Here is a 14361-nt window from a genome sequence, read left to right on the forward strand (position 1 = left end):
GTGCAACTGGCATTCAACTTGCTCGATCCCGACCCGGCTGATTTTCACGAACAGGAGCGTTTCAGCAATGCCCGAACTATCTTCCATCACGGCGGACGAAGCGCCCGCCAGCACGCGCGTGGCGCGACCCGTACGCTGGGTGTTGTGCGTGTCCGAAGCCGTGCTGGCCGTCGAGCGTCTTGCACTGGGCGGCCTGATGACGCTGCTGGTGCTGCTGATTCTGCTGAATGTCGTGACGCGCTACGCCGGCCTGCCGCTCTACTGGGTGGACGAGGCTTCCGTCTATTCGGTGGTGTGGCTGACATTCGTCGGCGCCTCGATCATGACGCGGCTGCGGCTGGACTTCGCGGTCGGGCTGCTGACCGAACAACTGCCTCCCAGGGCTGCCAAGGCTTCCAAAGTCATCGCCACGGGCGGTGTGCTGGTATTCGGCCTGGCCCTGATCGCCATGTGCTGGCTGTGGATGGACCCCATCGGCATTGCCCAGTACCACTTCGATGCAAAGGAGTACGCGGCGCAGTCCTTCAACTTCCTTTACACCGAACACACGCAGACGCTGGAGTGGCCCATGTGGGTGCTGCAGCTGATCATGCCGCTGTTTGCGTGCACGCTCAGCCTGCACGCACTGGCCAACCTGCTCGAAGACCTGGACCTGGCACCGCGCCGGACCTACCCCGAGTTCCATGTCGGCGACGCCGAATCGGTCAACTGAGGGAGGACCGCGATGACCACCACCCTATTCTTCTGCGCGGTCATGCTGGCGGGCGTGCCCATCGGCATCTGCCTCTGCCTGTCTGGCCTGGCATTCATCTTCAGCACCGGCGACACCGTGCTGCTGCAGTCGTTTCCCACGCAGATGTTCTCCGGCGTGGACAGTTACGGCCTGATCGCGATCCCGCTGTTCATCCTGATCGGCGAGATCATGAACAGCGGCGGCATCACGCGCCGCCTGGTGGACCTGTCGATGGCATTCGTCGGCTCGGTCAAGGGCGGGCTGGCCTACGTCAACATCCTGGCCAACATGCTGGTGTCGTCGATCATCGGCTCCGCCACCGCGCAGGTGGCCATCATGGCGCAGGTCATGGTGCCCGAGATGGAGAAGCAGGGCTATGACAAGACGTTCGCGGCGGGGCTGACCGTCTATGGCGGCATGCTCGGCCCGATCATCCCGCCGTCCGTCATGTTCGTGGTCTACAGCGTGCTGGCCCAGGTGGCCGTGGGCGACATGCTCATCGCCGGCATCCTGCCCGGCATTCTGCTGACGGTGCTGTTCTTCGTGATCATCGCCATCATGGGCATGTTCTACAACTATCCACGCAGCGCACGCAAGACGCTGCGCGAGCGCGCGTTGACGGTGCTGCATGCCAGCCCGACGCTGCTGATCCCCATCGTGATCGTCGGCTCGATCCTGGCAGGGCTGGCCAATCCTACCGAAGCCGCCGCCGTCGGCGCGTTGGCCGCCGCGCTGGTGGGCCGCTATGTCACCAAGGAATTCGACATGCGCACGATGCCGGCCATCCTGCTGCGCTCGGCCATCTACTCGGCCATCGTGCTGTTCCTGGTAGCCGCAGCGGCCGTGTTCTCGTGGCTGCTGATCTACGGGAAGATTCCGCAGATGGTGGCGACATGGATTCAGACCGTGGCGCACAGCCCGATCGCATTCCTGCTGCTGGCAAACGTGATTCTGCTGATCATCGGCACCGTCATCGACGGCATCCCGGGACTGATCATGACCGTGCCGATCCTGCTGCCCGTTGCCACAGAGGTCTACCACATCGATCCGCGCCACTTCGGCGTGGTCATCGTGATCAACCTGGTGCTGGGGCTGATGTCGCCGCCCGTGGGGCTGAGCTTCTTCGTCGCGTCCGCCGTCACCGGCGCCAAGCCCGGCAAGATGTTCATGATCACGCTGCCCTTCTTCCTGATCAGTTGCGTTGGACTGGTCATGCTGTCGCTATTCCCAAGCCTGTCCATCGGATTGCTGAAGTAGCCGCCTTGCCTGTTGATCCATTGATCCGTTCCGCCCATTCGAGATTCCGCCGCATCGTCATCCCCAAACGTACAGGAGCCTGCCATGTCCCAATTCACCCGCCGTCGCTTCCTCAAGACCACCGCACTGGCCACCGCTGCCGCGCCGCTGGTGATTACCTCGACCACGCGCGCCGCCACCACCAAGGAGTTCCGGCTGGGGCTGATCACGCCCGCCGGCCACTCGTGGAACCGCGCCGCCGTGGCGTTCGGTGAATCGCTGAAGAAGGAAACCGACGGCCGGCTCAGCGTCACGGTGTTCCACTCGGGCCAGCTCGGCAACGAATCGGCGATGATGCAGCAGCTGCAATCGGGTGCGCTCGACATGGGCTGGATCCAGGCCGCCGAACTGGGGTCGCGCGTATCCAGCGTTGCCGCCATCAACGCGCCCTACCTGGTGCGCTCCACGGCCAGCGTCGCCAAGCTCGTACGCACGCCCGCCGCGCTGAAGCTGCTGGACGCGCTGCCGCGCGAAACCGGCACGATCGGACTGGGCTGGGGCATCACCGGCATGCGCGTGGTCTTTGCCACGAAGGACATCAACACGCCGGACGACCTCAAGGGCATGAAGCTGCGGATCAACCCCACGCCGGTCTACCGCGATTTCTACTCGATGCTGGGCGCCGCCCCCACTCCCATCCCCACGCCGGCCGTGTTCGATGCCATGACCAACGGCCAGGTGGATGGCCTGGAGGCCGATATCGAACTGTCGTGGAACCAGCGCTACGACAAGATCTCGAAGGCGCTACTGCCGATGAACGCGCTGTTCATGCCGTTCGCACCGCTGGTATCGGGCCGCATCTGGCAGGGGCTGGACCCCAAGGACCGCGATCTCGTTCGCGCGCTGGTCAACCAGGCGCTGGTCGCCCAGATCAACGATATCGTCACGACCGAAGCCGGCCTTGTGGACAAGCTCAAGCAATCGTCGGTGACCTTCAAGAGCGCATCGAGCTACGACCCGCAACCGGTGATCAAGAAGTTCGACGAGCTGTGGGTTGCCAAGGCACCTGCCATCCCGGAACTGCGCAAGATCGGCGCCACGCTCTGATCCCGCTGCCGGCTGCGGCATAATGTCCGCCACCGCCAGCCCCATCGGCTGGCGGGTTACGCCGCCTCTTCATTCGAGATGCCTAACATTTCCAGCTCCCTTGGTAATGCCGCGCCCGCCGACAACGGCAAGCGGCGGGCCGCCGATATCGCCTATGACCGCATCGAGACGATGATCTCGAAGCTGGAGATCGCGCCGGGCAGCCCCGTGGTCGAGGCAGAGCTTGCCGAAATGACCGAACTCGGCAGGACGCCGGTGCGCGAAGCACTGATGCGCATGGTCTCGATGGGCCTGATCGTGCAGCAGCCGCGACGCGGCCTGATGGTGTCGACCATCGACGTGATGGACCACCTCGACGTCATCGCCACCCGGCGTGTACTGGAACGGCTGATCGCCGCCAGCGCCGCGCGCCGCGCCACCGACGCCCAGCGCAAGGCCCTGCTGGCCAGCGCCCAGAAAATGGTCAAGGCTGCCCAGCGCGGCAATCTCGACGAATACATGGCCGCCGACCAGGCCCTTGACCACGTCAACCACGCGGCCTGCCGCAACCGCTCGGCGGTCAAGGCCGTCATTCCGCTGATCGTCCAGTGCCGCCGCTTCTGGTACGCCTATCAGCACGAGGGCGAGATTGCCGAGGGCGCGCAGGCTCACCACGCAATGGCCGACGCCATCGCCAGCGGCAATGAAGCCGAAGCCGCACGCGGCGCGGACTTGCTGATGGACTATCTGGAGCGGTTTGCACGTCGTGTGATCAATGCCTGATGGCTGGAGTCCATTAGAATCCTGCCCATCGACGTCGAAATCGGATGCGCCGCCGAGGCAAAATGGCCTCCGGGGCAGATTTCCGTCATCCAGATTCCCCCCAGGAGCCAGCCATGAATGATCCGCAGAAATCGCCGCCCACTATTGCCGAGGGATGGCAAGCGCCACCGGATCGCACCAGCGTGACCGATGACGCGCATGTGGAAGACATCATTCCGCTGCCGCCGCCCGAGCATCTGATCCGCTTCTTCCCCATCCGTGGCACGCCGGTCGAATCGCTGGTCACCCAGTCGCGCCAGCGCATCTCGCGCATTCTGCATGGCCAGGATGACCGGCTGCTCGTGATCATGGGTCCGTGCTCGATCCACGATCCGCAAGCGGCACTTGAATATGCGCGGCGGCTGATGGCACAGCGCGAGCGTTACGCGGACTCCCTGGAGATCGTGATGCGCGTGTACTTCGAAAAGCCCCGTACCACGGTAGGCTGGAAGGGACTGATCAACGACCCGTATCTGGACGAAAGCTATCGCATCGACGAAGGCCTGCGCATTGCGCGCAGCCTGCTGCTCGACATCAACCGGATTGGGCTGCCGGCCGCCGGCGAGTTCCTGGACGTGATTTCGCCGCAATACATCGGCGACCTGATTTGCTGGGGCGCCATTGGCGCCCGCACGACCGAAAGCCAGGTGCACCGTGAACTGGCTTCCGGCATTTCGGCGCCAATCGGTTTCAAGAACGGCACCGACGGCAATATCAAGATTGCCATCGACGCGATTCAGGCCGCTTCACGCCCTCATCACTTCCTGGGCGTCCACAAGAATGGCCAGGTGGCGACCGTGCATACCAAGGGCAATCCGGATTGCCACGTCATCCTGCGCGGCGGCAAAACACCGAACTACGATGCGGACTCCGTTGCCGCCGCCTGCAAGGAACTCGATGCCGCCAGGCTGCGTAATTCGCTGATGGTCGACTGCAGCCACGCCAACAGCAGCAAGCAACACCAGCGGCAAATCGACGTCGCGGCGGACGTGGCGCAACAGGTAGGCAGCGGCAGCGCGTCCATTTTCGGCATCATGGTGGAAAGCCATCTGCTCCCCGGCGCGCAGAAGTTCACGCCCGGCGAACACGATCCGACCGCATTGGCATACGGACAAAGCATCACGGACGCCTGCATCGGTTGGGACGACTCGGTGGCCGTGCTGGACAAGCTCAGCGAAGCCGTCAACAAGCGCCGCGCGCTGAACGCGAAGCGATAGTCCTTCGGGCCGGTAGCGGCGGTTGCAACGACCGCCGCCCTTCCGGCCAGGCTTGCAGTCGTATTGCGGCGGGACACCGCTATCCCGCCGCCACAATCACATGTGACCGGAGCTTTCCGGCCACCTGATTCTCGCCATGACCACGCCGCTGCCCGCGGCATAGCCCTCGGAAGTTCGGAGGGACCATCCGTCATAGCGCCCCCTCTTGCATGTGCCCACCCGCGCCATTGACCGTGCGCTGGCGGCCGCGTGCACCGGCCTCGTCAACGTCGTCCGGCCATCGCTTTCAGCACACGCTCCCCTGCATGCCGATCGAACGAATGCGCATGCGCTTATGCGATGCGGTCGCTTTTGCATAGAAAAAACGCGTCGTTCGTGTGGCAGGCGGGCAGCAGTATCGTGTCGAAACACCGCTGCGCCGCCGGCATTCCCGCCTGCCGCGCCGCATCAGGGCTTCCGGCAACCACGCCGGCCCGCCCCTTCCGACGACACTCCATGACCGACCTTTCAGACATCCACGCTGTGGAGCCGCCCCCTGCGGGTCACCGCGAACCGCGTCTTCCCGATCCGTCCCGAGTGCGGCGCCTGCGCTCCGACGCGGAGGCCATCGACGCCGCGCATGCCCTGGCGAGCGTATTCCGGCAGGGCGCATCCGCCCGCGACCGCGAGCGCCTGCTGCCGTGGGAAGAACTCGACCTCTGGTCAGCGAGCGGCCTCGGCGGCATCACGGTGCCGAAGGCCTATGACGGCGCCGAAGTCTCGTACGCCACGCTATCCGAGGTATTCGCCATCCTGAGTGCCGCCGACGCATCGCTGGGCCAGATTCCGCAAAATCACTTCGGGCTGCTGGGCGTGCTGCGCGAGGCCGGGACCGAATCGCAAAAGCGGCGGTTCTACGCCGAAGTGCTGGCCGGGCAGCGGCTTGGCAATGCAGGCCCCGAACGGCGCTCGGCAGGCAGCCGCACCGTTCTTGATGGCACCACTCGCCTGCGCCGGACGCCTCAAGGGCTGCGGCTCAGTGGCAAGCGCTACTACTCCACCGGTTCACTGTTCGCGCATCGCGTGCCGACGCGCGCGCTCGATGACGACGACCGCCCCGTTCAGGTCTGGGTCCCCCGCAACGCCGCCGGGTTGACCGTGATCGATGACTGGTCGTCGTTCGGCCAGCGCACGACGGCGAGCGGGACCGTGGTGTTCGACCAGGTGTCGATCTCGCCCGACGACGTGATCCCACTCTGGACGCTCGCGGACAAGCCGGGACTTTACGGCCCCAACTCACAACTGATCCAGGCAGCGATCGACCTTGGCATCGCGCAGGCGGCATTCGATGACGCGGTGAAGTTCGTGCGCGAGTCCGCCCGTCCGTGGATCGACTCGGGCGTCGAGCGCGCGAGCGACGATCCGCATCTGATCGCCGACGTTGGCCGGCTTGCCATCGATATCGAAGGGGCGCGCGCCGTATTGCACGAAGCCGCGCTGACGCTCGACGAAATCGCCGCGCGGCCCGTCACCGAAGCATCGAGCGCCCGCGCATCGGTTGCGGTGGCCGAAGCCAAGGTACTGACCACCGAGGCCGCGCTCCATGCGAGCGAAAAACTCTTCGAGCTGGCCGGATCTTCCGCCACGCGCGCCAAACACAACCTCGACCGCCACTGGCGCAATGCCCGCACCCACACGCTGCACGACCCGGTGCGCTGGAAGCTGCATCTGATTGGCAATTACCACCTGAACAACGCGTTGCCCAAGCGGCATTCCTGGAACTGACATGACGTTGCTATTCACCCCGCCGCCGGCCGACGGCCGTGCGCAGCCCGCCCCTGCGCCAGCGGTCACCCCCCACGTCATCAAGGACGATGCTGAAGCCATCGCCATCGCGCACCGCCTGGCCGCACGATTCGCACCTGGCGCCGCCAGACGCGACCGCGAGCGATTACTGCCGTGGGAAGAACTGGAGGGCTTCAGCGAAAGCGGCCTGTGGGCCATCACCGTACCGCGCGAATACGGCGGCGCCGGAGTTTCCAGCGCGACACTTGCCGAAGTCATCGCGATCATCTCGGCGGCGGATGGCTCGCTCGGGCAGATTCCGCAGAACCATTTCTATGCGCTCGAAGTGTTGCGCGTCGGCGGCACGTCCGCGCAACAGGCGTTCTTTTATCAACGCGCGCTCGCCGGTGAGCGCTTTGGCAACGCGCTGGCGGAGATCGGCCACAAGGATTTCAAACGCCGTACACGACTCACACCTGACGGCGATGGGTTCCGCGTCGACGGCCAGAAGTTTTACTGCACCGGCGCGCTGTACGCGCACTGGATTCCGACGCTCGTCGCCACACAGGAGACTGGCCGGGACGTTACGTGGCTCGCGTTCGTGCCCCGCACGGCCGAAGGCGTCAGCATCACCGACGATTGGGACGGCTTCGGCCAGCGTGTGACCGGCAGCGGATCGGTCACGTTCGAAAACGTGCGGATCGAAGCGGACTGGGTGGTTCCCTTCCTGGCGTCGTTCGAGCGGCCCACGACCATCGGCCCGTTCGCGCAACTGCTGCATGCTGCCATCGACCTCGGCATCGGCCGTGGCGCGTTTGCCGCCACGCTGCAGTTCGTGCGCAACCACGCGCGGCCGTGGATCGACGCCGCCGTTTCCAGCGCGACCGACGATCCGCTGACCCTCCATCATGTCGGCGACGTGCAGGTGAGACTGCGCGCCGCCGAGGCATTGGTGCGCCGCGCCGGCCACGTCACCGATGCCGCGCAGCATGCATCCGACGAGCAAAGCGTTGCCCAGGCATCGCTCGCCGTGGCCGCCGCCCGCGCGGCAACCACCACCGCATCGCTACTGGCGGGCACACGGCTATTCGAACTTGGCGGCACGTCCGCCACGCTCGACAGCCAGGGTCTCGACCGCTTCTGGCGCAACGCGCGCACGCACACGCTGCACGACCCCGTGCGGTGGAAGTACCACGCGATTGGCAACTACCATCTCAACGACAAGCTGCCGCCACGGCATGGAGCGATCTGATGACAAATCGCCATCGGCCGCCCCGGCAGCACATCCTCCTCAACGCGTTCAACATGAACTGCGTGGGGCATATCAATCACGGCCTGTGGACGCATCCGCGCGACCGCTCCGCCGAATACAACACACTCGACTACTGGATCGACCAGGCGCGCACGCTTGAACGCGGCCTGTTCGACGGCCTGTTCATTGCCGACATCGTCGGCGTGTACGACATCTATCGCAACAACGTCGACGTGACGTTGCAGCAGTCGGTCCAGCTCCCCGTGAATGACCCGCTGCTCATCGTGCCGGCAATGGCCGCCGCCACGCGCCACCTTGGCTTTGGCGTCACGGTCAACCTGACCTACGAGCAGCCCTATCTGCTGGCGCGCCGCTTCTCGACCCTGGATCACCTGACCCGTGGCCGCATCGGCTGGAATATCGTGACCGGCTATCTGGACAGCGCGGCGCGCGCGATGGGCCTTGACGCGCAACTTCCCCATGACGAGCGCTACGAGCGCGCCGACGAGTACCTGGAGGTGCTCTACAAACTGTGGGAAGGCAGTTGGCAGGACGGCGCCGTCCTGCGCGACAAATCCGCACGGGTGTTCGCCGATCCGGCCAGGGTGCGCAAGGTGAACCATCAGGGCCGCTATTACAAGGTCGATGGTTACCACCTGTCCGAGCCGTCGCCGCAGCGCACCCCGGTACTGTTCCAGGCGGGCAGCTCGGGACGGGGACAGCGCTTTGCCGCGCGCCACGCGGAATGCGTGTTCATCTCTCCACCCAGCAAGGAGGCGGCACGCAAGACGGTGGCCGCGCTGCGCGAGCAGCTGGCGGCTGCGGGCCGCCACCCCGATGACGTGAAAGTCTTCATGGGTGCCGCCGTGGTGACAGGCCGCACCGAAGCGGAAGCACGCGAGAAGCACGCCGAATACCGCGACTACGCGAGCCGTGAGGCGGGCCTCGCCCACTTTGCAGCCAGCACCGGCGTCGACTTCGGACGCTACGGCCTGGACGATCCTGTCGACTATGGCGGCGGCAACGCCATCGAGTCGGCCACGAAGACCGCCGCGCAACACGGCTGGACACGCCGCAAACTGCTTGACCTGTTCGAACTCGGCGGGCGCTATCCGGCAATCGTCGGCGACGCATCGCAGGTGGCCGACACGCTGGCCGAGTGGGTCGACGAAACCGGCATCGACGGCTTCAACCTGAGCCGTACCGTCGTGCCCGAAAGCTACGAGGACTTTGTCGATCTGGTCGTTCCCGCCCTGCAGGACCGTGGCCGCTACAAGACCGGATATGCCGATGGCACGCTGCGGCACAAACTTTTCTCGGAAGGCGACCGGCTGCCGCAGCGCCATGCCGCCGCCGCGTTCCGCGAGCTCTGATCACACCTGACCGATCCTCCCTGCCTGTTCTCAAGACAAAACCAATGAAACGCCTCCTCTCCTCCGCGCTTGTCGCACTGCTTGCCTCGCTGACCGTTATCTCCACCGCCCAGGCCGCCCCGCTGCGCATCGGCGTCACACCCGGTGCGCTCGCCGACTCCGTTGAAGTCGCCGCCGCCGAGGCCCGCAAACAGGGGCTGGACGTCAAAGTGGTGGAGTTCACCGACTGGACCACGCCAAACGTTGCACTGTCGGCGGGCGACCTCGACCTGAACTACTTCCAGCACCAGGCCTTTCTCGATAACGCCGTCAAGGAACGCGGCTACAAGTTTCGCAGCGTGGCCACCGGCGTGCTGCCCAATATCGGGCTGTACTCGACGCGCATCAAACGCTTTGACGAACTGAAGGAAGGCGCGCGCGTGGGCGTGGCCAGCGACCCGGTCAACCAGGGACGCGGTCTGTTGCTGCTGCAGAAGGCCGGCTTGATCAAGCTGCGCGACGGCGTGGGTGCAAAGGGTAGCGTCAATGACATCGTCGCCAACCCGAAGAAGCTGAAGCTGATCGAGGTGGAAGGCCCGCAGCTGGTGCGCGCGCTTGACGACGTGGATCTGGCTCAAGGCTATCCGGCCCACTTCGTCAACGCCGGCAAGCCACAGGTGGCTGGCGCCGGTCTGCTGTACTCGGGCATCGACGACACCTACTTTGCCATCCGCTTCGTCGCGCGCGAAGACAACGCAGCGGACCCGCGCGTGGCGCGCTTCGTGAAGATCTACCAGGACTCCGCGGCGGTTCGCAAGCAACTGGGCGCGTCATACGCCAACAACGACAAGCTCTACAGCCTGCCCTGGCTCAAGACGGCCAGCGCGACGGAGCGCCCATGACCACGCTCACTGCCCTGCTGCGCCGCAGCCCGCTATCCGCCACGGCAGCGGGCGCCGATACGCGCGCCGTGACGCATCCCGTCTCGGGCCATGCAAGGCCGGCGGGCGGCCATGTGCGGTTCCAGCGGGTATCGAAGCGATACACCAGCAGCGCCGGTGTGGTTCAGGCACTGGCCGGCATCGATCTGGAGATTCCCGCAGGCGGCATCTTTGGCATCATCGGGCGCAGCGGTGCCGGAAAGTCCTCGCTGCTGCGAACGATCAACGGGCTGGAATCACCGACCGAGGGCAAGGTGCTGGTTGACGGCCAGGACATCGCCACGCTGGACGATGACGGCCGCGTGGCACTGCGGCGCCGGATCGGCATGATCTTTCAGCACTTCAATCTGCTGTCCGCGAAGACCGTGCGCGAGAACGTCGCGCTCCCGCTGAAGGTTGCCGGCGTGCCGCGCGACGTCATTGCGCGGCGCGTGGACGAAGTGCTGGCGCTCGTCGGGCTGCAGGACAGGCAGGACACTTATCCGCGCCGCCTGTCCGGCGGCCAGAAGCAGCGCGTGGGTATTGCGCGGGCGCTGGTGCACCGCCCCGAGATCCTGCTCTGCGATGAAGCGACGTCGGCGCTGGACCCGGAAACCACGCAGTCGATCCTTCAGTTGCTACGCGACATCAATCAACGGCTTGGCATCACCATCGTGCTGATCACGCACGAAATGCGCGTGATCCGGGAAATCTGCGACCAGGTGCTGGTGCTGGACCAGGGCACGATCGCCGAAACCGGGCCGGTCTGGCAGGTCTTCGGCAGCCCGCGCCACGCCGCCACCCAGGCGCTGCTTGCGCCGCTGGCGCCGGGCATGCCCGACGATATCGCGGCGCGGCTGCTGACGGCGCCGCCATCGACGGGCGCGTACCGATGCATCGCCGAACTCCACTACGCCGGCGATGCTGGCCCACCCGGCCTGGCAGCGCTGACCTCCACGCTTGGCAGCGATGTTCATCTGCTGCATGCGAGCCTGGATCGCATTCAGGGCCACACGCAGGGGCGTCTGCTGGTATCGCTGCCCGGCGCGCATGCCGCCATCCCTCCCCAAACCTTCCGCACGCTTGGCTATGTCGCCGATTCTCATTGAACGCCTCTGGCAAGGATTTCTCGATACGTTGACGATGGTCGGTGCCTCGGCGACGATTGCCGCGCTGGCTGGCATACCGCTCGCACTCGTGCTCGTCGTCTCCGCGCCTGGCGGCGTGCGCCCGGCGCCCAGGCTGCACCGTGTGCTGGGCGGCGTGGTGAACGGCTTCCGCGCGACGCCGTTCATCGTGCTGCTCGTGGCATTGCTGCCGTTCACGCGCCTCGTCGTCGGCGCGACAATTGGCGTCTGGGCGGCCGTGGTACCGCTGGCCATCAGCGCCACGCCGTTCTTTGCGCGCATCGCTGAAGTCAGCCTGCGTGAAGTGGATGCGGGGCTGGTCGAGGCCGCGCAAGCGATGGGCTGCCGGCGCCGGCATATCCTGCTGCACGTGCTGCTGCCGGAAGCACTGCCCGGCATCGTCGGGGGCTTCACGATCACGGTGGTTTCGCTGATCGGCGCCTCGGCAATGGCTGGCGCGGTTGGCGCCGGCGGACTCGGCGACCTCGCCATCCGCTACGGTTACCAGCGTTTCGATACGACGGTCATGGCGGTCGTCATCGTGATCCTGATCGCGCTCGTCACCGTCGTGCAGGCCGTAGGAGACCGCGTGGTGCTGCGGCTGCGCGACAGGTAGCCGGCCGCGCCGGAAGCGGTGATCAAACGGGCGGGTCTTACGGTCGCCCTGCCGCTTCCATCACGAAATCGATGAACCTGCGCACGCGGACGGGAATATGCGTGCGGTGCGGGTAGTACATGTAGAAGCCGACGTTGTTGCTGTCGAATTGCCGCAGGATGGGCACCAGCCGTCCCGACTCGATATCGTCGTGCACCAGGAACGTCGACAACTGCCCGATGCCCATGCCCGCGCGCACGGCGGCAATTTCCGTCTGCACGTCGTTGAAAGTGGCCACGGCTGGCACATCCTGAAAGACCAGGTCGCCATCGACGTTCAGTTCCCAGGGAACCATGCGACCCGTGACGGGCCGCCGAAAGCCGGTGCAGACATGGCGCACCAGTTCGTCGATCGTCTTCGGTTCGCCATGACGCTGCAGATATGACGGCGCCGCGCAGATCGCCATCGGCAGGTCGTACAGACGGCGCGCCACAAGGTTCTGCCCAGGACTGGTTCCCGAGCGAAAGCCGATGTCGATGCGCGATTCGACCAGATCGGTGAAGAGATCGCTGAGCTGCAGGTCGAACGTGACGCCTGGATACTGCTCGCGGAACTGCTGCATCAGCGGCACCAGCACATGCGCGCCAACAGACGGCGGGGCAGTCAGACGGATCAGGCCGTCGTCCTCGCTCCGGGCGCTGCGCACCTGCGCCAGCGCCTCGTCCAACTGACGCAGGCCGGGGTCGGCCAGTTCGAAAAGGCGTGCGCCTTCGTCCGTCAGGCTTAGCTTGCGCGTGGTGCGGTGCAGCAGCCGCACCCCGAGGTCTTCTTCCAACGTTCGCACGGCCTTGCTGACGGCCTGTGGCGTGACCCCGGCTTCCACGGCGGCGCGGGCAAAGCTCTTTGCACGCACCACGCCCAGAAACAGTGTCAATACGCGCGCCCTGTCCATGATCGTTGCGGTTTATTCACAACCGTGAGTTGGCAATGGCGCAAGAATACTCCACGGGAAAGCCGCTGCCAGCACCTGTTTCACCTAACTCGGCGTACGAAAACATTCACTTCGGCCCTGGCGATCAATCGGGGAACATCGAACCCACTTCGACTGAACGCCGAGATCGCCGCGCCCCATGACCGCTGCTGGCAGCCAAAGCGACCCGCGAATCCGCCGCCCCCACCGCGACACGCCGGCTTTCCTGCGGGTAATGACGCCGTTCGCCTTATCCATCGTCCTGTGCCTGGGCCTTTCCCTGCCCCGTGGCGCGGACGCCTGGACGGCCGGCGGCAGTGGCGGCGCGGCGGCGCGGCGGCGCGGCGGCGGCCACCGTATCGCCGGATACACAGTCGGGACCGTATCGGGGCATCGTCGGCCCGGTTGGCTCCGCGGAGCCGGCACCAGCGGAACCGGCACAGTGGGACCGCGCGCTGCCGTTCTTCGCCCAGCGCGTGATCGACAAGGGTTACAACCTGCCCAATCCCTACGACATCGGCTACTCGTACTACAACGGATATCAGCGTTATCTGCTCAGTGACCTGCAGGTGTCGGTGGGCAGCAATGCGCTGCGGTCGGCGGATTTCGTCCAGTTCCAGCAATCGCGCATTCACAACGCATCGAATCAGGTTCAGTTCGGGGCCTGGCTATTTCCGTTCATGAACGTGTACGGCATCGTCGGCAACGTGCAAGGCAGCGGATCGATCGATATCAATTTCTCCTCGCTGACCGATCTGGAACGCTTTTTCGGCATCAACATCGGCTGCGGTGGCCGCCGGCCGCGCGCCGCGTGCGGGCAGCCGATCAAGCTGCCCACCCAGCACGCCAACTACAGCGGTCATACCTACGGCGGCGGCTTCACGCTGGTCGGCACCTATAAACAGCTGTTCTTCTCGTTGCCGGTCACGTACACCGTGGCGGACATCACGATGTCGGACACCCCGGTCAAGTCGATCAACATCGGACCGCGCGTGGGCTGGAACATCCGGCTCGGGCACGGGCTGGGGCTTCTGACGCCGTATGTGGGTGCCACCTATTTCCGCACGCGCGCCACCATTACCGGCCATTTCGATGTGCCGCTGCCCGATACCGACGGCCAGACGGCGCGCCTGAACTACCAGATCGGCGAACACGTGACGGGATACTGGAGCGGGTCTTTCGGCGCAAGCTGGACGATCAACCGCAGCATCGGCCTGCTGCTGGAGATCGGCTACGGATACAACCGCAACAACGTCATCGCCACCGGGTTCTTCCGGTTCTGACCAC

General features: G+C 65.3%; 13 protein-coding genes. 12 read left to right on the forward strand and 1 reads right to left on the reverse strand.

Going from position 1 to position 14361, the window contains the following annotated elements; all coding sequences use genetic code 11:
- Positions 1-67 precede the first annotated feature (67 nt).
- The 11 genes from AC3FLX_RS17365 to AC3FLX_RS17415 all read left to right on the forward strand — a co-directional run bounded on the left by AC3FLX_RS17365 (position 68) and on the right by AC3FLX_RS17415 (position 12125).
- Complete coding sequence (locus AC3FLX_RS17365; protein WP_488698543.1) at positions 68-712, forward strand: TRAP transporter small permease; 645 nt, start codon at positions 68-70, stop codon at positions 710-712.
- Between the two features lie 12 nt (positions 713-724).
- Entirely contained in the window at positions 725-1990 is a 1266-nt protein-coding gene (locus AC3FLX_RS17370; protein WP_488698544.1) for a TRAP transporter large permease, read from the forward strand.
- 84 nt (positions 1991-2074) lie between these two features.
- Entirely contained in the window at positions 2075-3076 is a 1002-nt protein-coding gene (locus AC3FLX_RS17375; protein WP_488698545.1) for a TRAP transporter substrate-binding protein, read from the forward strand.
- Positions 3077-3154: 78 nt separating this feature from the next.
- The gene (locus tag AC3FLX_RS17380; RefSeq protein WP_488698546.1) at positions 3155-3838 is read left to right on the forward strand and encodes a GntR family transcriptional regulator; all 684 of its coding nucleotides are present in this window, start codon (positions 3155-3157) and stop codon (positions 3836-3838) included.
- Between the two features lie 113 nt (positions 3839-3951).
- Positions 3952-5094: a 3-deoxy-7-phosphoheptulonate synthase gene (locus AC3FLX_RS17385; protein WP_488698547.1), complete on the forward strand. Its 1143-nt coding sequence runs from the start codon at positions 3952-3954 to the stop codon at positions 5092-5094.
- Positions 5095-5589: 495 nt separating this feature from the next.
- Complete coding sequence (locus AC3FLX_RS17390) at positions 5590-6858, forward strand: SfnB family sulfur acquisition oxidoreductase (RefSeq protein ID WP_488698548.1); 1269 nt, start codon at positions 5590-5592, stop codon at positions 6856-6858.
- 1 nt (position 6859) lies between these two features.
- Positions 6860-8110: an SfnB family sulfur acquisition oxidoreductase gene (locus AC3FLX_RS17395; RefSeq protein WP_488698549.1), complete on the forward strand. Its 1251-nt coding sequence runs from the start codon at positions 6860-6862 to the stop codon at positions 8108-8110.
- A complete protein-coding gene (locus AC3FLX_RS17400) occupies positions 8110-9483 on the forward strand; it encodes an LLM class flavin-dependent oxidoreductase (protein ID WP_488698550.1) in 1374 nt (457 codons plus the stop codon). The genes AC3FLX_RS17395 and AC3FLX_RS17400 overlap by 1 nt, the downstream gene beginning before the upstream one ends.
- A 44-nt stretch (positions 9484-9527) precedes the next feature.
- Positions 9528-10364, forward strand: a complete 837-nt coding sequence (locus AC3FLX_RS17405) for a MetQ/NlpA family ABC transporter substrate-binding protein (RefSeq protein ID WP_488698551.1) — start codon at positions 9528-9530, stop codon at positions 10362-10364.
- Positions 10361-11491, forward strand: coding sequence for a methionine ABC transporter ATP-binding protein (locus AC3FLX_RS17410; protein WP_488698552.1), 1131 nt, complete (start codon positions 10361-10363; stop codon positions 11489-11491). The genes AC3FLX_RS17405 and AC3FLX_RS17410 overlap by 4 nt, the downstream gene beginning before the upstream one ends.
- Complete coding sequence (locus AC3FLX_RS17415) at positions 11472-12125, forward strand: methionine ABC transporter permease (RefSeq protein ID WP_488698553.1); 654 nt, start codon at positions 11472-11474, stop codon at positions 12123-12125. Before AC3FLX_RS17410 ends, AC3FLX_RS17415 begins: the two co-directional genes overlap by 20 nt.
- Positions 12126-12162: 37 nt before the next feature.
- Here the strand turns inward: AC3FLX_RS17415 and AC3FLX_RS17420 are convergent, their stop codons facing one another.
- A complete protein-coding gene (locus tag AC3FLX_RS17420; protein WP_488698554.1) occupies positions 12163-13056 on the reverse strand; it encodes a LysR family transcriptional regulator in 894 nt (297 codons plus the stop codon).
- Positions 13057-13361: 305 nt separating this feature from the next.
- On the opposite strand from AC3FLX_RS17420, the gene AC3FLX_RS17425 reads away from it, so the two are divergent.
- Positions 13362-14357 (forward strand): hypothetical protein, encoded by a 996-nt coding sequence (locus AC3FLX_RS17425; RefSeq protein ID WP_488698555.1) that lies wholly within the window; start codon positions 13362-13364, stop codon positions 14355-14357.
- The last annotated feature ends 4 nt before the right edge of the window (positions 14358-14361 follow it).

This window comes from Cupriavidus sp. 291-E7, from assembly GCF_057798835.1.

What these genes read in the sequence shown, in the direction of transcription:
- AC3FLX_RS17380 (WP_488698546.1), top strand. Translation starts at nt 3,155, where the DNA reads ATGCCTAACATTTCCAGCTCCCTTGGTAATGCCGCGCCCGCCGACAAC.
- AC3FLX_RS17405 (WP_488698551.1), top strand. Translation starts at nt 9,528, where the DNA reads ATGAAACGCCTCCTCTCCTCCGCGCTTGTCGCACTGCTTGCCTCGCTG.
- AC3FLX_RS17385 (WP_488698547.1), top strand. Translation starts at nt 3,952, where the DNA reads ATGAATGATCCGCAGAAATCGCCGCCCACTATTGCCGAGGGATGGCAA.
- AC3FLX_RS17375 (WP_488698545.1), top strand. Translation starts at nt 2,075, where the DNA reads ATGTCCCAATTCACCCGCCGTCGCTTCCTCAAGACCACCGCACTGGCC.
- AC3FLX_RS17395 (WP_488698549.1), top strand. Translation starts at nt 6,860, where the DNA reads ATGACGTTGCTATTCACCCCGCCGCCGGCCGACGGCCGTGCGCAGCCC.
- AC3FLX_RS17410 (WP_488698552.1), top strand. Translation starts at nt 10,361, where the DNA reads ATGACCACGCTCACTGCCCTGCTGCGCCGCAGCCCGCTATCCGCCACG.
- AC3FLX_RS17420 (WP_488698554.1), bottom strand. Translation starts at nt 13,056, where the DNA reads ATGGACAGGGCGCGCGTATTGACACTGTTTCTGGGCGTGGTGCGTGCA.
- AC3FLX_RS17400 (WP_488698550.1), top strand. Translation starts at nt 8,110, where the DNA reads ATGACAAATCGCCATCGGCCGCCCCGGCAGCACATCCTCCTCAACGCG.
- AC3FLX_RS17390 (WP_488698548.1), top strand. Translation starts at nt 5,590, where the DNA reads ATGACCGACCTTTCAGACATCCACGCTGTGGAGCCGCCCCCTGCGGGT.
- AC3FLX_RS17365 (WP_488698543.1), top strand. Translation starts at nt 68, where the DNA reads ATGCCCGAACTATCTTCCATCACGGCGGACGAAGCGCCCGCCAGCACG.
- AC3FLX_RS17370 (WP_488698544.1), top strand. Translation starts at nt 725, where the DNA reads ATGACCACCACCCTATTCTTCTGCGCGGTCATGCTGGCGGGCGTGCCC.
- AC3FLX_RS17415 (WP_488698553.1), top strand. Translation starts at nt 11,472, where the DNA reads ATGTCGCCGATTCTCATTGAACGCCTCTGGCAAGGATTTCTCGATACG.